We start from the raw sequence: 20,942 nt of genomic DNA on the forward strand, positions 1-20,942 counted from the left end.
TTATGGCAGAGCAACCTTCGCTAGACGGCTTAGCGCGTAAAACGAGACGTAAGCGCAATGCTGTTTCTCTAGTGCCTGCTAATGAATGCCCTATTGCGCATGTGATGCTTGATGTTCAAGCTTCACATTTAGGTCGTACTTTTGATTACTTGATATCGCAAGATCAAGATGAATCTGCTCAGCCTGGGGCGTTTGTACGCGTTCGTTTTGGAGCACAAAAGCTCACTGGAGTTATTTGGTCTCGTTCTTCGCATACAGACACCCCTCATACTGCTTTAAGATTTTTAGAGCGCGTGTTTCCTCCAGATGTTTTGCTTTCTAAATCTTTGCGAGACGATATTGACGCCATAGCTAAAGCTTATGGTGGAACTAGCTCAAATATTTTGCGTCTTGCTGTGCCTCAACGCGTAGCTCGTGTTGAGCATGAGGAAGTTTTTGACAACATACGCTTGCAACGCAGAAAACAGTGGCGTGAAAATCTTAAGAAGCGTTTGCAAAACGATAACAATACAAACCCAGGTTACGCTACAACTTCTCGCATGATTTATGATTACGAAAATGCAAATATTTTATACAATGCATTAATCAAAAAATCTATTGACGCAAGTTTTAGTGAAAATAAAACAGAAAATCAATTAGTCAAGCAAGCAGAAAATAATTCTTCTCAATCTTTTATTGTAGACGCTTTACCAGGTTCTTGCCGACTTGCACAAGATTTAGCGTGGATGATTGTCACTGCTTTAAGCGCGTGTAAGCAAGCTGTTGTAGTTTTGCCGACGCTAAGAGAAGTAAATGATGTAATGCGCGCGCTAATGGTTTACGGATTAAAGCCATATAAGCGTGTCAGTGAGAATCATCGTGGTTTTTCTGCTGGAAGTTTTGATGGCGATGTAGCTCGACTTTGTGCTGCGGATCCTCCAGCTGATAGATATAGAGCTTGGCGTGCAATCGCGTCCGGAATAGTTCCTTGCGTTCTTGGCACTAGAGCTGCAATGTATGCTCCAGTTGAGGGAGATGCTTTATTTGCGATTGTTGAAGATTGCGCGTACCAATATGCTGATGGCATGATGCCGTATGCTCAAGCGCGTGGAGTTATGCGGCTTCGTGCGAAAAGGCATGGCGGCGTATTTGTGTCAATGTCGTATTCCAGAAGCGCGCTTAGTCAAAGTGAAGTAGACTGCTATATGTCAAATGCGCAAGATGCGCAAGGTGAGCAATCTGTTCAAACTACTAAAGTTATTCAAACTACTCAATCTGCTAAAACTGCTGAAACAATAAGCGGATCTAGCATCCCTGTAAGTGCGAGTAAACTTGCTCGCGAAAAGTTAGTTCCGTGGGTTCGTTGGCTTAATCGTGAAGCTTTATTGAAATTAGCTGACCCAAGTATTGGCGCTCGCATACCGCATAGCGCAGTAAGAGCTATTAATGATGCTCTTTCGGATGGTAAGCCTGTGCTGCTTTCTATTGCGCAAGATGGTGTGACGCAATCGGCTATATGCTCTTCTTGCAAACGTCAAGCGCGCTGTAGACGATGTACCGGGCCTCTCGATGTTGCAAATAGTCAGCAAACAGCACGTTGCTCGTGGTGTGGTGCTAGTGCAATAAATTGGTCTTGTTCTAATTGTGGCAGTAGCAATATGCGAGTTATACAAGTTGGCGCTGCTGGTGTTGCAGAAGAATTATCTAAACTATTTCGCAACGTGCCTATTATTATTTCGTCACAACACCAACCGAACGGAATTATCCAGTGTATTGATGAAAAACCTGTAATTGTTGTTGCAACTCCTGGATGTGAGCCTCGCGTACAAACGCAAGACGCAAATTGTAACGGAGAATATGGTGTTGTAGCAATACTCGATACGTGGGTAAGTTTGTACGCTTCGGGGCTTGATGCGCGAATAGATACACTTAATTCGTGGATGAAAGCTTCTGCTTTATGTGCTCCTAGAGCGCGCGGAGGAAGTGTGCTTTTGATTGGCGAAACGTATCCTGTTCTTGCGCGTGCGCTTACATTGTGGGATACGACTCAACTTTCTTGCAATGAGCTTTCAGAAAGAGCTCAAGCAATATTGCCGCCTTGTGTAACTGCAGCATGCGTATGGGGTGCTCGTGATGCGGTTATGCATGCGCTTGAAAACATTGGTGCAATGCAAGAAAATCTTGGGTGCGAAAGTAGTCAAGATGCTGATTTTTCAGCAATTTCTCCATTATTAGGAATTGTTCCAATGCATCCGCCTGTTACAGACAGATACCAGCATTTTGACGATATTTACGACCGTGTAAAAGCTGTAGTAAGAGTTCCGCTTTATTTAAGACAAGAATTAGTGAACCGATTGCACAAGGAAGTAGCTCGTCACGTAGCAACACGTGCTGCAGGAGAGTTGCGTTTTTGTGTTGATCCAAAAGATTTATTAGCGTACTAACTTACTAATAGGGGAGAGAAAAATGTTAAAAACATATCATTGCGCAGTTTTGGGAGATCCTATTTCACATTCGCTGTCGCCTGTGCTTCACAACACGGCTTATAAGGCTTTAGGTCTTACAAATTGGCAATATAGTAAGGAAAAAGTAAGCGAAACAGAGCTTCGCGATTTTATTGCGCATCTTGACGATTCTTGGAAAGGCTTAAGCCTTACTATGCCGCTTAAAAAAACCGTAATGAAACTCGGTACACCTTGCGACTACTGGTCGCGCGCGCTTAACGTGGCAAATACTGCAGTTTTTACTAGCAACCCAGCAACAGCTTCGCAATCGCAAATAAAGCTATACAACACTGACGTAAGTGGCATATTAATAACATTTATGCAAGCATTACATGAGCGCATATGCGAAGTAAAAAAGGCTGTTATTATTGGCAGCGGCAACACTGCGTCCTCTGCATTGGCAGCTTTAATTGAAATTGCGCAAGTAGCAAAGCTTGAGCAGGTGCAAGTTGTTGCTAGAACTGAAGATAACGGTAGTGTAAAAGGCGTTGAACGTTTTAATAATCTTATACAAAAGTATTGCGCTGATTTTCCAAATAAAATAAGCATAGGTCAAAATAATAAAAGCGAAGAAAATGACGCTATGTATGAGCCTGTGCAAGGTATTGAGTTCCCAACAATAAGCGAAGAAGTATTTTCAAAATTTGCAGACTATAGCGCAGAAAAATTGAGTGCAGAAAAATTGAGTGCAGAAAAATTGTCAGAATGTGATAAATCTCTCATTTTGAAATCTTTAAATTCACTCGAAGCTGTTCGTGCAATCGCAGAAGCAGACATAGTCATAAGCACAGTTCCAGCGCATGTAGCAGATCCAATTGCGCTTGCGTTGAAAGCGTACTGTCAAGATAGTGCGAATAATCAAACGAAATTAGGAACATTGCTTGACGTAGTTTACGATCCTCGCCCAAGCATGCTACTTAGTGTATGGCAACAATACGGTTGCGCTATTGGCGGAGAAGAAATGCTTTTGCAACAAGCTTTAGCACAAGTAAGTCTTATGACGATTGAGTACAGGCAATCTAAAGAAAATTTTGGGAATTGTGCTAAGACTGGCGCTGAGGATTGTGCTGAGACTGGTTCTGAGCTTGGTTATAAACCTAGTGCTGACAAGGCTAGATATTACGATGACTTAAGTAGTCTCATGCGAAAAGCCTTACAGGAGGCATTATGAGCGATAATACGCAACATACTACGCAAAGTGATGTGCAACGTGATGCGCAACATACTACGCAACGTTCCGCGTCGACTAGTATGCAACTATCTGACAGATTTGAAGTTATGCTAATTACAGGCATGAGCGGAGCTGGGCGCTCGCACGCTGCTAACGCGTTGGAAGATATGGGATGGTATGTTATCGATAATCTTCCGCCAAAACTGCTCATACCGCTAGTAGATATGATGACTTCATCCGGTTCTAAAGTGCATAAGCTTGCTGCTGTTATTGACGTGCGTTCTAGAGGATATTTCGACGACCTGTTTGCAGTTCTTGCGCATATTGATGACCTTGGTGTAAAAACGCGAATTCTGTTTCTAGATGCTTCAGATGCTGTGCTTATCAAGCGTTACGAGTCTGTGCGTAGACCGCATCCTTTGCAGCGCGGTGGCAGACTTATTGACGGTATTCTAGAAGAGCGAGAGCTGCTCAGTCATCTGAAAGATTGCGCAAATATTATTATCGATACTTCTGCACTTAGTATTCACCAACTTTCTACAAAGCTTTACGAAGGATTGCTTGGAAAAGGCTCTTCTACTGTTTCTGTGCATATTTTCAGCTTTGGATTTAAATACGGCATGCCAATGGACGCTGATTTTGTTGCCGATATGCGATTTTTGCCGAATCCTTTCTGGGTTCCTGAATTAAGGGAGCTTACAGGTAAGGATCAAGCTGTGCAAGATTACGTTTTATCGAATTCTGCGGCAATTACATTCTTAGATTCTTACGAAAATGCGCTTCTTACAGCTATCGACGGATTCGCTAAAGAAGACAAGCATTACGTGACTATTGCTGTAGGATGTACTGGCGGTCAGCATCGTTCTGTTGCCGTAAGTATTGAGCTTGCTAGACGTTTGAGATTGCACGGTTTGCAAGTTACAGTATCTGCAAGAGAGCTACAGAGAAGATCATAATAAGTGGAGAAGTAAAGTAGCAAAAAGTAAAGTAGTGAAAAAGTAAAGTAGTGAAATGCGATTATGAAACTAATCAATTAAAATTAATTAAAAAATTAAATAAAAATTGTGTAAATTATATAAAATATAAAAAATCTTGTACTAAAAGCATGTAAAGCATGTGCAAAAACCGGTAAAATGTCCAACGTATTCTGTATCACAGAAAGCCGGGCATGTCGTGTGCCACAGCATCATGCAAGTACCCAACAGCACTCATATTTTAAGAAGAACAAAAGTAGGAGGTTGTCCCTTGGCTCTTCTTGACGACGTCAAAAATGAACTCGTTTCAAACAACAATGAGCTCCCGACTGTCATTATGGCTCAAGCTGCAGCAATGATGCGCTTTGCTGGCGGCTTAAGGCCAGTAAATAATCAAGCTGTTATTCGCGCTCAGTTGGATTCTCAGCGCGCAGCTCAGTGGCTTGTTGAGGTATTGAAAACTTATTTCCAGAGGGAAGCAACAATTGCTCAAGTTTCTCGGCAAACTCCTACGGGCACTGTAGTTCGCTATGACGTGGTAGTTGAGCGTGGTGCTGCAGCACTGGCTTTGCAATCTGGTCTTCTTGATCGACGTATGAGAATTGTTGCAGGTCTTGCACCTGAGATTGTTGGTGGAAGTATCGCCCAAATCAAAGCAGCTTGGCGTGGTGCTTTCTTGGCTCACGGTGCTATTTCCGACCCTGGCAAAGCTAGCTATTTGGAAGTTGTTTGCCCAACTCATGAGGCTGCAAATGCTTTGCAAACTATGGCGGCGCGACTTGGCATTAGTGCCAAGGCTCGTCAGGTTCGTAGCTCTGAGCGAGTGACGTTGCGCGATTCTGACGCAATTGAGCGAATGTTGATTTTGATTGGCGCTCCTCGTTCTGCTCGCGAATGGACCGGTAAGCGTTCGGACGGTGAAGCTCGCGGAAAAGCAAACCGTTTGGCTAATTTTGACGATGCGAATATGCGTCGTAGTGCTAAGGCTGCTGCTGAGGCATGCGAAAAGGTTCGTCACGCATTCGATATTTTGGGCGACGATATTCCAGATAATTTGTTGATGGCTGGAAAGCTTCGTCTTGAGCATAGCGACGCAAGTTTGGAAGAGCTTGGTCACTTGGCTGATCCTCCTATTACAAAGGATGCGATTGCAGGGCGAATTCGTAGACTTTTGCAGCTTTCAGCGAAGGTTGAGAAGTCGCGTATGCAGCAGCTTTAATGCTGATTTTGCGTGGTTTGTAGCTGTATTGGCTGGCGGGTTTTTTTATGTGGCTGTGAGCGGTGGGTGTTACTTGTCTCGCAGCGCTCCGCTCTTATACCTTACTTGGACTTAGCGGTTGCGTAGTTAAGTTTAGTTTTTTACTTACTTTCTCTGCAAAAATAGTATTCGTCAACAAGATTATTACTATCGTTCCGCTTTTATATTGCTCGACCAAGCAACACCCACCCCTCACTCGTTAATTCCAATCGCAGTTGTTTTTGGTGTGGTAGGAAGAGTGATTGGTGTGGAGTGTGCAGCAGCACCGATGTTAGTGTTCGCCAAGCAATAAATACTCAACGTCTGCAGAGCATTAATGTCAAAGTTCACTAAGCAACATATAGTCGACGTTTGCAAAGCATTACTGCAAAGCTTCAGACGCAACGTTTGCAAAGCGCAACTGCAAAGCTACAAAACCACTTTTCGCAGAAGCATTACTGCAAAGCTACAGACGCAACGTCAGCAGAGCACTGGTGCAAAGCTGCGTTGTTCATAGGGATTGTTGAAGATGTGCGGTATAATTGCACCCGGCAATGTGTTGATGTTTGAGGCTGATTTTGCGTTTTGTTGAACGAAGTAAGCCGGCACGGTAAGCCAGTATGTAAGTCAAATATGGTAAGCCAATATGGTTTGGAAAGGATACCAATGAAGACACTGAAAGATTTGGGAGATTTGAGTGGTAAGCGCGTATTGGTTCGCGCTGATTTTAACGTTCCTCTCAAGGGTACGACGATTACTGATGATGGTCGTATTCGTGCTGCTTTACCAACCATTAAGGCTTTGCGTGAGCAGGGTGCTAAGGTGATTTTGATGGCTCACCTTGGTCGTCCAAAGGGTCAGGTTGTTCCAGAGCTTTCCTTGGCTCCAGTTGCGCAGCGTTTGGGTGAATTGCTCGGCACAAATGTTGTTTTGGCTGCAGACACTTACGGCGAAGATGCTCAAGCTAAGGTAGCTGCCATGAATAATGGCGACGTTGTTTTGCTTGAAAATGTGCGCTTCAACGCGGAAGAAACCAGCAAGGATGCTTCCGAGCGCGCAGCTTACGCTAAGAAGATTGCTTCTCTTGGCGAAGTATTTGTTTCCGACGGCTTTGGTGTTGTGCACCGCGCTCAGGGTTCAAATTACGATGTTGCTGCCGATCTTCCAGCAGCTGCAGGCTTGCTTGTTGAGAAGGAAGTTAAGGCACTTTCTCGCGCAACTGAAAACCCAGAGCGTCCTTTGACTGTTGTTCTCGGCGGCTCTAAAGTTTCCGACAAGCTCGGCGTTATTGAAAACTTGCTTTCTAAGGCTGATCGTCTTGTTATTGGCGGCGGTATGGTGTTCACATTCCTCAAGGCTTTGGGTAACGAAGTTGGTACTTCCTTGCTCGAGGAAGATCAGCTCGAAAAAGTCAAGGGCTACATTGAAACCGCTAAGAAGAACGGCGTTGAGCTTGTGCTTCCAACCGATATTGTTGTGAACGCTGGCTTCCCAGCAGGGGATACTCCAGTTGCTCCAGAAGTAGTTCCAGCAGACGCTATTCCTGCAGACAAGATGGGCTTGGATATTGGTCCTGACTCTCAGAAGCTTTTCCACGACAAGATTGTTGACTCCAAGACTGTTGTTTGGAACGGTCCTATGGGTGTGTTCGAGGTTCCAGAGTTTGCAGCCGGTACTCGCGCTGTAGCTCAGGGCTTGGTCGATGCAACTAAGAACGGCACTTTCACTATAGTCGGCGGTGGTGATTCTGCTTCTGCAGTGCGCAATCTTGGATTCCCAGAAGATGGCTTCTCGCACATTTCTACTGGCGGCGGCGCTTCTCTCGAGTTCTTGGAAGGCAAGACTCTTCCAGGTTTGAGTGTGCTTGAGTAAGTAATATTGCTTGAGTAAGTAATATTTACGCGAGCAAGTATAAACTAAATATTTTCGCTTATGCCGACTTTCGATTTTATGAATCCGCTTTGTAAATCGAGGTCGGCATAACACTAATTTGCGCAATACTATTAATCTCAATCGTAAATTTTTTAAGGGTGATTATGGTTTCCAAAAGAAAGCCGTTAGTCGCTGGTAATTGGAAAATGAATTTCAATCACCGCGAAGCTACGCATTTTATACAAAAATTTGCGTGGCTACTGCGTGACGCGCATTACGACTATCACGATTGTGAAATTGCACTTATGCCTTCTTTTACTTCAATAAGAAGCGTGCAAGTTCTTGTTGAGTCTGACCATTTGCCAATATTGTACGGAGCTCAAGCTGTTTCTGTTACTGCTCAAGGTGCTTTTACTGGTGATGTTTCTGCAGATATGCTTGCAAGTCTTGGATGTTCAATGGTTATTGTTGGTCATTCTGAAAGACGCAAGTATCATCCTGAAGATGATGCAAATATAGTTGATCAAGTTCGAGCTGTTCTTGCCGCAGGAATGCAGCCAATTCTTTGCGTTGGTGAAAGTCTTAAAGAACGTCAACAGGGTGTTGCGCTCGATTTTGCTGTAGGGCAAGTGCATGATGTAACGCGCGATTTAGACGCGAAGCAAGCTAAGCGTTTAATTATTGCGTACGAGCCAGTTTGGGCAATTGGTACTGGTATGGTTGCCACTGCTAATTCAGCTCAGGAAGCTGCATTGGCTATTCGTGAAGACTTGCGCGTTACGTTCGGTGACGATGTTGCAGATACTGTCCGTATTCTTTACGGCGGATCTGTAACTTCTTCTAATGCTTCAAGTCTTATTGCTGAGCCTGATGTTGACGGATTTTTGGTTGGTGGAGCTTCTTTGGATGCAGAGGAGTTGTCGAATATTGTGCGACTCACCGCAGCACAATCGCGTCTATAGGTCAACGGTTCTTATTAAGATTAATCGGGTACTCTAAGACAGGAGGTTACTTGTGTCCGCTCTGAAAATTGTTTTGCAAGTGTTGCTTGTGCTCACCAGCATTTTGTTAACATTGTTGATTTTGATGCACAAGGGCAAGGGCGGCGGCCTTTCCGACATGTTCGGCGGCGGTTTAACGAAGAACGCCGGTAGTTCTGGTGTTGCAGAAAAGAATTTGAACCGTTGGACAGTGATTATTGCACTGATTTGGGTTGCGGTAATTGTTATTTTGAACTTAATGACTAAGTTCTCTCTAATTTAAGTATTCTTTTTGTAAAAAGCGTATGGTCAGTAGATTGTGCGCTTTTTGTTTATTTGGCTTCGTTTATTTAGGTCCTTACAATGCTTCGTTTATTTAGGTCCTTACAATGCTTCGTTTATTTAGGTCCTTACAATGCTTCGTTTTTCTCCTTCTTTATTAATTGCTGATCTTGACGGCACTATGCTTCACGATTCCGATACTTTTGAAGGCCGCTTTTTAAGCCGCGAAACTATGCAAGCTGCTGAGCGTTTGCATGAATCTGGGATTCCGCTTGCTATTATTACGGCTCGTCCTGTTGGAAGTGCTTTTGATTTTGTTCACGATTTAAAAGCTCAAGTTTGCGCGTATCTAAACGGTGCTCTTATTGATTTTGATTGCGCTCACAGCACTGTTTCTGAACTTACTTCGCAGCGAAGCATTGATACTCTTACTCGCTTTGGTTTTGACTCTAATCTTGCTGCTGATGTTTGCCTGCAATTGCTTGATAAAATACCTACACTCCGTCTTGGTATTGTTATGAACGATGTTCGTTACACTAATTTTGATGTTCGTATGCTTTGGAACGAGCAGGATTTTATTATTACCGATTTTTCTAATGTTCCGAGTGGCATTGCAGACAAGATTATTATTGTTCCTCGAGAGAGTGAGAAGGAAAAACTTCAGAGCATTCTTCCAAGCGATTTTTCATTGCATATTAGCGAAGACGTGTTGTGGATGCTCACGAATCCTCTTGCAAACAAAGGACACGCGCTGAACGTTATTTGCGATCGTTTGGGCGTAAAGACGAGCCGCACAGTTGTTTTTGGCGACGATATTATTGACATCGACATGTTCCGTGCTGGTGGTTATGGGGTAGCGGTGGCGAATAGTAATCCGCGTTTGCTTGCGATTGCGGACGAAGTTTGCGATTCCAACAATGACGACGGTGTTGCCAGCTGGCTTCAAAACGAATTGCTCTAGCGGTTTATTGCAATCATCATAATCGGACGCAAATAGCAGTAAATCGGACGCGTTCTACAGAATACGGACGTTTAGGCAAAATTTACGGACGTTTTCTTGTTTTTTGGACGCAAAACAAGTAGAATCGGACGAAAAGGATGTAAAATCGGACGCAAAAAATATTTTTAAGCTTTAAAATGTCCGATTTTAAATGCAAATATAAATACAAACTTAACTAAAAACGATATTGCAACAAACCTAACTTACGAAGCGAGACTGCAATGTTCAATATAAATTCGCTGTCTTTACTAAGAGAGAGTAATCAATTAGAAGCGAAAGCGGCTTCAAACGGTACGCCGAGAAGTATGTGGGAAACGTATTGTGCTTTTGCTAATACGAATGGTGGAACTATCTTGCTGGGTGTAGGCGAAGATGCTCAGCATAATTTACAGCTTGTTGGCGTAAATAACCCTGAACATATGGTAAAAGATATTTGGGATACGCTAAATAATAAGAATAAAATTAGTTCGAATATTCTTATTGAAGAAAATATTTCTATTGAACAGATGGATGATAACAAATCTATTATTCGCATAACCGTTCCAAGAGCAAATCGTTCTGATAAACCGATTTATATTAATGGAAATCCTATAGGCGGTACGTATCGTCGTAATTTCGAAGGCGACTACAAATGTTCGCAAGAAGAGTATCAAGCGATGGTCAGAGACAATGGTTCGAGCGTAAATTCTATGGATCAATCTCCACTGTTGCAACACAGTGTTGACGATTTTGATATGGAGACTGTGCGCTCTTACCGCAATATGCTAAGTGCAGTGCGTCCTCAACATCCTTGGCTTACGCTTGATACAGATGAATTTCTTATGAGAATCGGAGCGTTAGCAAAAGACGAGTCGAATAAATTGCATCCTACTCGATCGGGTCTTTTAATGTTTGGTCAGGAGTGGTGCATTATTACGGAATTTCCGTACTATTTTCTCGACTACAGAGAAATTACCAATGCTGATAGTAGGTGGAGTCATAGGATTGTCAGCTCGGATGGTTCGTGGAGTGGAAATCTTTATGATTTTTGGAGTATTGTATGGCAGCGTCTTTCTCGTAAAATTGATGTACCATTTTTGCTTAATTCGCAGTCATTACGAGTTGATGATACTCCGTTGCATATGGCAGTTAGAGAAGCCCTTGCAAACACGTTGATTCATGCTGATTATTATATGCGAGGTAATACTGTTATTACATATAATGATGCTGTGAGTACTGATGTTGATGGTTCTTCACAATCTTCTATAGAAACAAATAGCGCAAATGATGGTTTTAAGCTTTCTTTTGCAAACCCGGGTTGCTTACGTATGCCTGTAGAAGTGGCTTTAGCTGGAGGTTTTTCTGATTCTCGGAATCCAGCACTGCTTAAAATGTTCGCGCTGATTTCTGTTGTTGAACGTGCTGGAAGCGGATTTGATGCTATGAGAGCTGGTTGTGATTGGGCTGGAATACGCTATCCAATGTTAAGTGAGTCCTTTAATCCAGACCGTACTACTCTTGAATTTTTTGTAAGCGATAAGAATAACTTTGTATCTGGTTCTTCAAAAAACAAAACTGAACTTAATGCTAATTCATTGAATTTAGTGAACGGTACTTATAATTCAGAACTTACTACAAATTCACTTTCGCAAGATTCTAATAACTCGCATAAACGTATGAGCGTTGACGATTGCTATAAAAAGATTATTGAAGCAGTACATAATCATGGAACAATAAAGCGTGAGCAAGTGCAAAATATTCTTAACGTGGGTAGTACCAAGGCTAAGCAATTGTTATCTGATTTAGTTAGTAGAGGAGATATTTCAGTTTGTGGAAAAGGTCGAGCTACTACCTACGTTTTTAACCGCAGTTAAACAAAAACCGCACATGTGTGAATTAATCGCTTATGCACGAAACTCGCGTGCGCTATCGTAACGTTTTAACCAAATCTCGCTGGCAAACTCTTTCTGGCAAGTAATCACCGTTATTTTCTCAGTTGGTTAATCTGCTTGAGTGCTCCAATTGTAGGGAGTTTTCCTCTCGTTTGGAGTGCTCCGCAAACAAAAACCGCACATGTGTGAATTAATCCACGAACATGTGCGGTTTATGTTTGTTTATTACTGATTAATCAAATCAGGCGTTTACGCGATCAATACCAGACTGCACGTCAGCAATCACGGAATCCCAAGACTTGATGAAGGCGGCAACACCGTCAGCCTCAAGCTTGTCGGTAACGTCCTTGATGCTGATGCCAAGCTCAGCGAGCTTGTTCATAACAGCGTGGCTCTCTTCGTAAGTGCCCTTAACGGAAGCAGCGCCGTTGCCGTGATCAGCAAGAGCGTTCAAAGTCTTTTCTGGCATGGTGTTAACAACATGCTCAGCAACCAACTCGTCAACATACTTGCAATCGGAGTAAGCTGCGTTCTTGGTGCCAGTAGAAGCCCAAAGTGGACGCTGCTTCTTAGCACCCTTGGCTTCAAGCTCAGCCCAACGTGGATCAGCTGCGAACTTCTTCTCGAAGAGTTCGTAAGCCAAGCGAGCATTAGCAACAGCAGCTTTGCCTTCAAGAGCCTTAGCTTCTTCAGAACCGTTAGCTTCGAGGAGCTTGTCAACAGCGGTATCAACGCGGGAGACGAAGAAGGAAGCTACGGAACCAATGTGCTTCAAGTCGTGGCCGTTAGCGGCAGCCTGAGCGATACCTTCGATGAAGGCGTCGATAACCTGCTCGTAGCGCTCGAGGGAGAAGATCAAGGTTACGTTCACAGAAATACCCTTAGCAAGGGTAGCGGTGATAGCTGGAAGACCTTCCAAAGTTGCTGGAATCTTAATCATAACGTTTGGACGATCAACCTTTGCCCAAAGCTCTTCAGCCTGCTTCTCAGTGTTAGCAGTATCGTGAGCCAAGCGTGGGTCAACTTCGATGGAGACGCGGCCGTCAACGAAGTCGGTCTTTTCAGCGATCTCGCGGAAGATATCGGTTGCGTTACGAACGTCGGTGGTGGTCAACTCGCGGATAGCGGTTTCAACGTCGACCTTGCCGAGTTCCTTAAGCTGTGCATCGTATGGACCAACCTGGCTCAAAGCCTTCTGGAAGATGGATGGGTTGGTAGTAACGCCAACAACATTCTTGTTAGCAATCAAATCCTGCAAAGAGCCGGACTCAATGCGGGTGCGGGACAAATCGTCCAACCAAATAGAAACGCCGGAATCGCTGGTGCGCTGCGTTGCTTCAGTCATGTTATCTCCTTAACACTGTGCTCCACCAATTGGGGCACGTCGGTATTTTGGCGTTTTTACAAGAAACAGCGGTTGATGTCGAACCAACGGTAGCTCGGCATCAACACGCCGTCGCTGTCTCTTGTGAAGTGTTTCGTTAGCACTTCTAGTTTTGTGACATACCAATTTTATTTTGATACATCAAGCTTTTTATTCGCTACCTATTTGCGATTCTCTACTATTTGCGATTTGCTTTTAGTAGCAATCTACTTTTAGTAGCAAGTTTCGCTTAGGCGCGAGCTTCTTCGATAGAAGCCTTAGCAGCTTCTACTACGTGCTCAGCAGTAATGCCCAAGTCAATCATGTTCTGACCGCCGTCACCCTGCAAGCCGTACTGTTCGATAGAAACAGCCTTGCCGCAATCGCCAAGATACTTGTACCAAGGCAATGCCAAGCCAGCTTCGATGGAAACGCGAGCCTTGACGGACTTTGGCAAGATTGCTTCCTTGTACTCTTCGTCCTGCTCTTCGAACCATTCGAGGGATGGCATGGAAAGAACGCGAGCCTTAATGCCTTCAGCAGCCAAAGTCTTGGCGCCAGCAACAGCCCACTGAACTTCGGAACCGGTTGCCATGATGATTACGTCTGGAGTGCCTTCGCAATCAACCAAAACGTAAGCGCCGTGCTTCACGCCTTCGCGAGCCTTTTCAGCAGTCTCAGCGAGGGTTGGAACGCCTTGGCGGGTCAAAATCATAGCGGTTGGGTAGCTGTTCTTCTTTTCGAAGAAGTAACGGTAAGCTTCAGCAGTTTCGTACTCATCTGCAGGGCGCACAACCTCAAGCTGAGGAATAGCACGGAAAGCAGCCAAGTGTTCGATTGGCTGGTGAGTTGGACCATCTTCGCCCAAAGCTACGGAATCGTGGGTCCAAACGTAGAGATTTGGAATCTCCATCAAAGCAGCCAAGCGAACTGCTGGGCGCTCGTAGTCAGAGAACTGGAAGAAGGTGCCGTTGAATGGGCGAGTGTCAGAACCAAGCAAAATACCGTTGGTAATAGCACCCATTGCGAACTCGCGCACACCGAAGTGAAGCTGACGACCATGCTCGGAAACGTTTGGCCAAGTGCGAGTTGCGTCCTCGGATGGACCGAAGGAGTCAGCACCCTTAATGTTGGTGTTGTTGGAGCCACCCAAATCAGCGGAACCGCCCCAAAGTTCTGGCATAACAGCAGCAATTGCGTTAAGAACTGCGCCGGAAGCCTTACGGGTAGCGACCTTAGAGCCAACTTCGAAGCCAGCAACCAAGTCGTCAATAGCCTTGTCGAAACCTTCAGGAAGCTTGCCAGCCTTAATGCGCTCGTAGAGAGCAGCCTTATCTGGGTTGGCGGCAGCCCACTTTGCAAGAGCTTCGTCCCAAGCTTTGTGAGCAGCCAAGCCGCGCTCTGCAACCTTGCGAGCGTGAGCCAAAGCTTCTTCGTCGATTGGGAATTGAACTTCTGGGTCGAAACCGCAAAGTTCCTTCAAGCCCTTCACAGCTTCTTCGCCAAGCTTGGAGCCGTGGGAAGCTTCGTTGTCGGTCTTGCCTGGGGTTGGCCAAGCAATCAAAGTATTAACCTTAATGAAGTGAGGCTTATCGGTAACTTCCTGAGCCTTTTCAATAGCTGCAGCCAAAGCCTGAACGTCTTCCTTGTAGGAGCCGTCTGGCTGGATGAAGCTAACTTCATCGGTGTACCAACCGTATGCACGGTAACGAGCAAGAATATCCTCAGAGAAGGTGAGCTTAGTGTCACCTTCAATCTGAATGTGGTTTGCATCGAAGATTACAGTCAAATTGCCAAGCTTCTGGTTTCCAGCCAAGGAAGCAGCTTCAGAAGAAACGCCTTCCTCAACGTCGCCTTCGCCGCAGATAACCCAAACCTTGTGATCGAATGGGGAAGTGCCAGCTGGAGCTTCTGGATCAAGAAGACCGCGCTCAAAGCGCTGACCATAGGCAAAACCAACAGCAGAAGCAAGACCCTGACCGAGTGGGCCAGTAGTCATTTCGATGCCTGGAGTCAAGCCGTATTCAGGGTGACCTGGAGTACGCGTGTCTGCACCGCCACGGAAATACTTGAGATCGTCAAGAGTCAAGCCGTATCCAGAGAAGAACAACTGCACGTATTGCGTAAGCGAAGCGTGACCGCCAGAAAGAATAAAACGATCGCGGCCAGCCCACTTTGGGTCAGCTGGATCGTGCTTAATGAAATGCTGGTACAATGTGTACGCAATCGGTGCTAATGAAACAGGGGAGCCAGGATGTCCGTGTCCTGCTCGCTCAACAGCATCAGCCGAGAGAACCTTCGCCATTTTTACGGCGCGCTCGTCTAATGCAGACCAGTTGAAATCGGTCATGTGATCTACTTTCCTTCCAATAATCCGGGTTTTTAAGCACAGCTTACGCTGGCTTTTTACCCTCTCATTGCCCTTCAATCCTATCTTTCGCGCGCGACGAATATGTTACAAAGTGTGTCAAAAGTTTGCTTTTATGTTCTGTTGCGTGCTAAGAAATAGACTACTATAGGAATATAGTATTTAGAGTGTTTGTAAGGAGTGGTAATGCAGTCACGACGCATGATGATTTTGCGCGCAGTTGTTGAGGATTATATTCGTTCTCAAGAGCCTGTTGGTTCTGCGGCTCTTGCAAAGCATCATCAGCTTGGTGTGAGTTCAGCTACTATTCGTAACGACATGTCGGCTTTGGAAGAGGAGGGATACCTTGTTCAACCGCACACTTCTGCAGGTCGTATTCCTACTGAAAAAGGCTATCGCTACTTTGTTGACGGTTTGGCTTCTGTTATTCCGCTTTCTGAACCGCAGCGTCGCGCTATACGTAACTTTTTAAGCGGATCTGTTAGTTTGCAAGATACTTTGCAACGTTCCGCGCGTCTTCTTGCAAGTATTACGGGTCAAGTCGCTCTCGTAGCATCTCCAGCATTGTCTAAGTCAAAAGTAAAAAGAATTGAGATTGTTCAAGTATCGTCTTCTACGCTTTTGGTTGTTGTGATTACAGATACTGGAGGCGTAGCTCAGCACATGATTCAAGCAACTACTATAAATTCAAATGACTTATTGCATCTAACTAATATGGTTAATGAGTGCTGCATTGGGCTATCTCTTTCATCTGCTTCACAACGCGTTTATGCGCTCGCAAATCGCAAGGATTTAGCGTCAGCTTTGCAAATTATTAGTCAACTTGCTAACGCTTTAGAAGATATGCATGACGGTGAGCATACTCACGACTTATATATGGCTGGAGCTTCTCAACTTGCGCATAGACAAAGTATTGTTGATTTTGCTTCACTTTTTGACGCACTCGAAGAACAGGCTGTTATTATGCGACTGATGACTTCGTTAAGTGAGGAAGCAAGCGATTGTGCAAGTGGTGTTAGTGTTGCAATCGGCTCGGAAACGCACACTCCTGGTTTGCTTAACGCTTCTGTTGTAACAAGCACTTACGGATACAATGCTGATTCTGACTCTGCGTTTATTGGATCAATTGGTCCTACGCATATGGATTATGCTGCAACGATGACTGCTGTTAAGGCTGTTGCGCGCTACCTTAATTCGTTTATATCCGAAAATTCATAAAACGTGGCTGGTTTATGGCTGGTTATTCGGCTTATGTCTGGCTGTGCCTTATGCAAGAATGATTTTAGAAAAAGGTAAAAGGGGAATTAATTGACTGATTACTACAAAGTTCTAGGCGTTGATCACAATGCTAGCGACGACGAAATTCGCAAAGCCTATCGCAAAATGAGCCGCAAATATCATCCTGATATTGCAGGCGCTGAGTTTGAAGAAAAGTTTAAGGAAGTAAATGCTGCCTACGACGTGCTTTCTAATCCTGAAAAGCGTCGAATGGTAGACATGGGTGTTGATCCTAACGATCCTTCTGCAGGAAGTGCCGGAGCTTCAGGTGCTGGTTTTGCAGATATGGGCATGGGCGACATTTTCAGCCAGTTCTTTGGCGGTTCTTTCGGTAATTCGCAAGGACCAATTTCGCGTGTGCAGCCTGGCGATGATGCGTTAGCTGAGGCTCGTATTGATTTGAAAACCGCTATTTTTGGCGGAAATGTTAGCGTACGGTTAACTACTTTTGGCGTTTGCAAGGATTGCTCTGGTTCCGGTTCTGCCGACAATTCCGCTCCAGAACAGTGCTCTGTGTGTCACGGTTCTGGCTTCTGCCAAAAAGTTGTGCGCACTATGCTCGGTCAAATGATGTCTTCGATGCCTTGTGAGCATTGCGAAGGTCACGGCACGATTATTAAGAATATTTGCCAAAACTGCCACGGTCATGGTCGTGTGCGTTCAATTCGTGAAGTTGGAGTGAACGTGCCGGCTGGAATTCGTGACGGTAGTCGTTTGCGCTTAGCTTCCCAAGGAAGCGTTGGTAAGTGCGGCGGTCCTGCCGGCGATTTGTACGTTGATATTCATATTCGTGCAGATAAGCAATTTACTCGTAACGAGGATGATTTGCATTGTTGGATTACAGTTCCTATGAGCTGGGCTGTTCTTGGTCGTAGCCTTGAAATCGACACTTTTGATGGTGCTCAGAAAATAACGATTCCTGCAGGCTGCCAAAATGAAGACACTATTACTTTGCCAAATCTTGGTGTGACGAAGCTTCGTTCTAAAGATCGCGGAAATATCGTGGTTCATGTGCTAGTGCAAACGCCTTCTAAGTTGAATGATGAAGAGCGTGCTTTGATTGAAAAATTTGCTAAATTGCATGATAGTTCTATGAAGCAAGTGCAGCAGCATTCGTTAAGTGAGCAGTCGAGTGAGCGTAAAGGTTTCTTTAGTAAATTAAAGGAAGCTTTTGCCGGCTGATTTTACGGATTTAATTTACTGCTTTAATTTAAAATAGTGGGGAAATATGGCATTACCAATATTGTTTGCTGGAACTCCGGAAGTTGCGGTTCCGTCTCTTCGCGAGTTAACTAAAGATAGTGAGCATTTTGATGTTCGCGCTGTTCTTACGCGACCGGACGCTCCGACTGGTCGCGGTAGAAAGCTTGTGCCAAGCCCTGTGAAACAGGCTGCTCTTGAGCTCGGCTTGCCAGTGCTTGAGTCGGATCCTAAAAATGAAGATGTGTTTCTTGAACAGCTTGCGGCAACCGGTGCAAAAGCTGCAGCAGTTGTAGCATACGGCAAGATTTTGCGACAGAATGTTTTAGACGCGTTGCCGCTCGGCTGGTATAATCTTCATTTTTCGCTTCTTCCGCAATGGCGAGGTGCAGCTCCTGTGCAGCGCGCAATTTGGGCTGGGGATGATATTACAGGTGCTACGGTTTTTCGCATTACGCGCGGCATGGATTGTGGGCCTATTTTGGCGCAGTTTACTACAAAAATTGAGTCTCACGAAAATTCTGGCGATCTTCTTGCACGACTTGCAAACGACGGCGCGCCGCTTCTTGCAGCATCTCTTCGCGGCATGGAAACTGGTGAAATTGTGCCGGTTGAGCAAGATCAAACTCCTCAAGAAGTTGCGCAAAAAATCACTGTTGAAGATGCTCATATTGATTTTCATGCGCCAGCTTTTGCAGTCGATCGTCAAATTCGCGCTTGTACGCCAAATCCGGGCGCGTGGTGCGAGCTTCATGCGGACGATGAACATAATGCGGATCTGATTACTTTGCATGTTTTACGCGCAGTTCCGGCAGATGCTAACGATCCGCATGCTCAAGATTTTAATCAGCTTGATCCTGGAAAATTGCTTGCTGGTAAGAAGCAAGTTTGGGTCGGTACTTTAAGCGGCGCACTTGAGCTTTTGGAAGTAAAAGCGCAAGGTAAGAAAGCTATGAAAGCGGCAGACTGGGCGCGCGGAGCTAGGCTTTCGGCAGCAGCTTACTGCGCATAAAATTATGATTATGAACTTTTCTTCGATGTTGCCAACTTTGTCTAAACCAGGGCTTTTGGTTATGGATGTTGATGCAACGCTTATTGAGGAAGAAGTTATCGATTTGCTCGGTGCAGAAGCTGGATGCGGCGATGAGCTTTCTGCGATTACAGCGCGAGCAATGCGTGGCGAAATTACTTTCGATACTTCCTTGCGTTCGCGCGTGAGTATGCTTCGCGATTTGAATATTGACGAGTGCAAAAAGCGTATTATTTCTAAAATTCATGTAACTAAAGGCGCGAATGTTTTAATTGACACGCTTCATGCGTACGGATGGAAAGTTGGCGCAGTTTCTGGCGGTTTTCATGAGATTTTGGACGAATTTTTGCCGAGTTTGAATATTGATTTTTGGGCGGCTCACCATTTAGAGTCTATTGACGGCAAGCTTACTGGCAACGTACTTGGAAATATTGTTAATGCTAATGCAAAAGTTGAAGCGCTTAGAACTTGGGCAACTAATCTTGGAATTGATCGCGAACAAACTGTTGTAGTGGGGGATGGAGCGAACGATATTTCAATGATTAAATTCGCTGGATTAGGCGTAGCTTTTTGCGCAAAACCAACAGTTCAAGCGGCTACTCCTTACTGCATTCTTACTCGCGATTTAAGCGCTGTCTTACGTTTTTTGAATGCGAATTAATACGTTTTTAAAAGTAAAAGTTGAGTAATGTACGTAGGCAATGTAAAATTGCGAATGATGATTAAAGATTAATGATTAAATTTTTTGTGAAAGTTCTGTATCTTTTAACCGCAGAGCTTAAATGTGTTGGTGAATCTTTCTATTGTTGAGTAAAATAAAGTTAATTTATGGGAGAGAGAGTGTGCATAAATACGGGAATTTATGCATTTAGGGTAGGGAGTGTAAGTTGAATTTACGAGAAGTTGCGCTTGAAGTTGCGCGTATTTTGGAAGATGTTGGTAAACATGCGTATCAGGATCAATTAAGCCCTCAAGATATGACGTCGATTGCGTTGGGTGATCCTAATAAATCTGAATCTGGTTTTGGTGATAAGCTCGTGCGTTTTATTCAAAATCGTTTGACTTATGTGAATCCTTTCCAAGGTTTTTGGCAAACTAAGCCGGAGCAGTGCAATCCGGGAGAACGTTTTTGGTGCGTTGGAAACGTTGACGGTGCTATTAATTTTAATCGCGATATGGCTGAGTGGACTCTTACGGTTTCGCTTTTTGAGTTTAACGATGAAGGCTCCGCTCGTCCAGTTCTTGGCGTTGTGCACGCTCCTGCGTTGGGATTGACTTATTTGGCTGCAAAGGGTCAGGGTGCTATTCGTATTCGTAGAACTCCGCAAGGAGAGAAGCGTGAGAAGATTACGCCTTCCACAACTTCTACTTTGCAAGGATCTGTGGTTTGTTATGGAATGTCTTATATACCTGGTGAATCTAAGCGCGCGCTTGACGTAGTCGCTTCTGTTGAAGAGGGCTGCCCTGCGGATATTAAGCGTATTGGACCTGCGTCGCTCGACTTGTGCAAGGTGGCAGATGGCACTTATGACGCTTATTTTGAGCCTCACTTGCATCATTGGGATATTCCAGCTGTTTCTGCTGGTGCCGTGGTTGTGCTAGAAGCGCAGGGTCAGGTTTGCCAGTGGGATGGAAACCCTATTCATTGGCGACGCGAAAATGACGTAGTCGCTTCTAACGGTTTGCTTATTAACGAGTTAAAGCCGTATCTTAAATAAGCAATATTCTTGCGTAAGTAACTAATATTCTTGCGTAAGCAGTTAATAGTCTTACGTAAGTAGGTCAATAACCTTACGCAAGTAACTCGTAGCCTTGCGTAAGCATTCAATTATC

The 20,942-nt window shown here is 44.6% G+C and carries 16 protein-coding genes; 14 read left to right on the forward strand and 2 right to left on the reverse strand.

The window, feature by feature from the left end:
• Positions 1-2 precede the first annotated feature (2 nt).
• The 9 genes from HXT32_RS02115 (at position 3) to HXT32_RS02155 (ending at position 11,852) form a co-directional block, all read left to right on the forward strand.
• Positions 3-2,423 carry a primosomal protein N' gene (locus HXT32_RS02115; protein WP_064621958.1) on the forward strand — a complete coding sequence of 807 codons (2,421 nt, stop codon included), beginning with the start codon at positions 3-5 and terminating at the stop codon, positions 2,421-2,423.
• 22 nt (positions 2,424-2,445) lie between these two features.
• A complete protein-coding gene (locus tag HXT32_RS02120; RefSeq protein ID WP_415693030.1) occupies positions 2,446-3,654 on the forward strand; it encodes a shikimate dehydrogenase family protein in 1,209 nt (402 codons plus the stop codon).
• Positions 3,655-3,734: 80 nt separating this feature from the next.
• Entirely contained in the window at positions 3,735-4,610 is an 876-nt protein-coding gene (rapZ, locus tag HXT32_RS02125) for an RNase adapter RapZ (RefSeq protein WP_100066708.1), read from the forward strand.
• 289 nt (positions 4,611-4,899) lie between these two features.
• Positions 4,900-5,847 (forward strand): DNA-binding protein WhiA, encoded by a 948-nt coding sequence (gene whiA, locus HXT32_RS02130; RefSeq protein WP_012914259.1) that lies wholly within the window; start codon positions 4,900-4,902, stop codon positions 5,845-5,847.
• Between the two features lie 684 nt (positions 5,848-6,531).
• Positions 6,532-7,737, forward strand: a complete 1,206-nt coding sequence (locus HXT32_RS02135) for a phosphoglycerate kinase (protein WP_116431645.1) — start codon at positions 6,532-6,534, stop codon at positions 7,735-7,737.
• A gap of 164 nt (positions 7,738-7,901) precedes the next feature.
• Positions 7,902-8,699, forward strand: coding sequence for a triose-phosphate isomerase (gene tpiA, locus HXT32_RS02140; protein ID WP_285089372.1), 798 nt, complete (start codon positions 7,902-7,904; stop codon positions 8,697-8,699).
• Positions 8,700-8,751: 52 nt separating this feature from the next.
• Complete coding sequence (gene secG / locus HXT32_RS02145; protein WP_004127207.1) at positions 8,752-9,000, forward strand: preprotein translocase subunit SecG; 249 nt, start codon at positions 8,752-8,754, stop codon at positions 8,998-9,000.
• Positions 9,001-9,132: 132 nt separating this feature from the next.
• Positions 9,133-9,960 carry an HAD hydrolase family protein gene (locus tag HXT32_RS02150; protein ID WP_116994687.1) on the forward strand — a complete coding sequence of 276 codons (828 nt, stop codon included), beginning with the start codon at positions 9,133-9,135 and terminating at the stop codon, positions 9,958-9,960.
• Between the two features lie 260 nt (positions 9,961-10,220).
• Complete coding sequence (locus HXT32_RS02155; RefSeq protein ID WP_012914255.1) at positions 10,221-11,852, forward strand: RNA-binding domain-containing protein; 1,632 nt, start codon at positions 10,221-10,223, stop codon at positions 11,850-11,852.
• A 259-nt stretch (positions 11,853-12,111) separates the two neighbouring features.
• Here the strand turns inward: HXT32_RS02155 and tal are convergent, their stop codons facing one another.
• Together tal and tkt are read right to left on the reverse strand one after the other, a co-directional pair.
• On the reverse strand, positions 12,112-13,215 hold the full coding sequence (gene tal, locus HXT32_RS02160; RefSeq protein ID WP_116994688.1) for a transaldolase: 1,104 nt from the start codon (positions 13,213-13,215) through the stop codon (positions 12,112-12,114).
• 268 nt (positions 13,216-13,483) lie between these two features.
• Positions 13,484-15,583, reverse strand: coding sequence for a transketolase (tkt, locus tag HXT32_RS02165; RefSeq protein ID WP_415697880.1), 2,100 nt, complete (start codon positions 15,581-15,583; stop codon positions 13,484-13,486).
• Positions 15,584-15,802: 219 nt separating this feature from the next.
• On the opposite strand from tkt, the gene hrcA reads away from it, so the two are divergent.
• The 5 genes from hrcA to HXT32_RS02190 all read left to right on the forward strand — a co-directional run bounded on the left by hrcA (position 15,803) and on the right by HXT32_RS02190 (position 20,827).
• Positions 15,803-16,819, forward strand: a complete 1,017-nt coding sequence (hrcA, locus tag HXT32_RS02170) for a heat-inducible transcriptional repressor HrcA (protein ID WP_165845982.1) — start codon at positions 15,803-15,805, stop codon at positions 16,817-16,819.
• 90 nt (positions 16,820-16,909) lie between these two features.
• Complete coding sequence (dnaJ, locus tag HXT32_RS02175; RefSeq protein ID WP_415697881.1) at positions 16,910-18,061, forward strand: molecular chaperone DnaJ; 1,152 nt, start codon at positions 16,910-16,912, stop codon at positions 18,059-18,061.
• A gap of 46 nt (positions 18,062-18,107) precedes the next feature.
• Positions 18,108-19,091, forward strand: coding sequence for a methionyl-tRNA formyltransferase (gene fmt / locus HXT32_RS02180; protein ID WP_415697882.1), 984 nt, complete (start codon positions 18,108-18,110; stop codon positions 19,089-19,091).
• 25 nt (positions 19,092-19,116) lie between these two features.
• The gene (serB, locus tag HXT32_RS02185) at positions 19,117-19,770 is read left to right on the forward strand and encodes a phosphoserine phosphatase SerB (RefSeq protein WP_415697900.1); all 654 of its coding nucleotides are present in this window, start codon (positions 19,117-19,119) and stop codon (positions 19,768-19,770) included.
• 226 nt (positions 19,771-19,996) lie between these two features.
• On the forward strand, positions 19,997-20,827 hold the full coding sequence (locus HXT32_RS02190; RefSeq protein WP_004108666.1) for an inositol monophosphatase family protein: 831 nt from the start codon (positions 19,997-19,999) through the stop codon (positions 20,825-20,827).
• The last annotated feature ends 115 nt before the right edge of the window (positions 20,828-20,942 follow it).

It is taken from the genome of Gardnerella sp. DNF00747, assembly GCF_049262675.1.
Classification (GTDB): domain Bacteria; phylum Actinomycetota; class Actinomycetes; order Actinomycetales; family Bifidobacteriaceae; genus Bifidobacterium; species Bifidobacterium swidsinskii.

Excerpts from the sequence above, each read along its gene's own strand:
- HXT32_RS02115 (WP_064621958.1), top strand. The coding sequence starts at position 3 with ATGGCAGAGCAACCTTCGCTAGACGGCTTAGCGCGTAAAACGAGACGT.
- HXT32_RS02120 (WP_415693030.1), top strand. The coding sequence starts at position 2,446 with ATGTTAAAAACATATCATTGCGCAGTTTTGGGAGATCCTATTTCACAT.
- rapZ (WP_100066708.1), top strand. The coding sequence starts at position 3,735 with ATGCAACTATCTGACAGATTTGAAGTTATGCTAATTACAGGCATGAGC.
- HXT32_RS02135 (WP_116431645.1), top strand. The coding sequence starts at position 6,532 with ATGAAGACACTGAAAGATTTGGGAGATTTGAGTGGTAAGCGCGTATTG.
- tpiA (WP_285089372.1), top strand. The coding sequence starts at position 7,902 with ATGGTTTCCAAAAGAAAGCCGTTAGTCGCTGGTAATTGGAAAATGAAT.
- HXT32_RS02150 (WP_116994687.1), top strand. The coding sequence starts at position 9,133 with ATGCTTCGTTTTTCTCCTTCTTTATTAATTGCTGATCTTGACGGCACT.
- HXT32_RS02155 (WP_012914255.1), top strand. The coding sequence starts at position 10,221 with ATGTTCAATATAAATTCGCTGTCTTTACTAAGAGAGAGTAATCAATTA.
- tal (WP_116994688.1), bottom strand. The coding sequence starts at position 13,215 with ATGACTGAAGCAACGCAGCGCACCAGCGATTCCGGCGTTTCTATTTGG.
- tkt (WP_415697880.1), bottom strand. The coding sequence starts at position 15,583 with ATGACCGATTTCAACTGGTCTGCATTAGACGAGCGCGCCGTAAAAATG.
- hrcA (WP_165845982.1), top strand. The coding sequence starts at position 15,803 with ATGATGATTTTGCGCGCAGTTGTTGAGGATTATATTCGTTCTCAAGAG.
- fmt (WP_415697882.1), top strand. The coding sequence starts at position 18,108 with ATGGCATTACCAATATTGTTTGCTGGAACTCCGGAAGTTGCGGTTCCG.
- serB (WP_415697900.1), top strand. The coding sequence starts at position 19,117 with ATGTTGCCAACTTTGTCTAAACCAGGGCTTTTGGTTATGGATGTTGAT.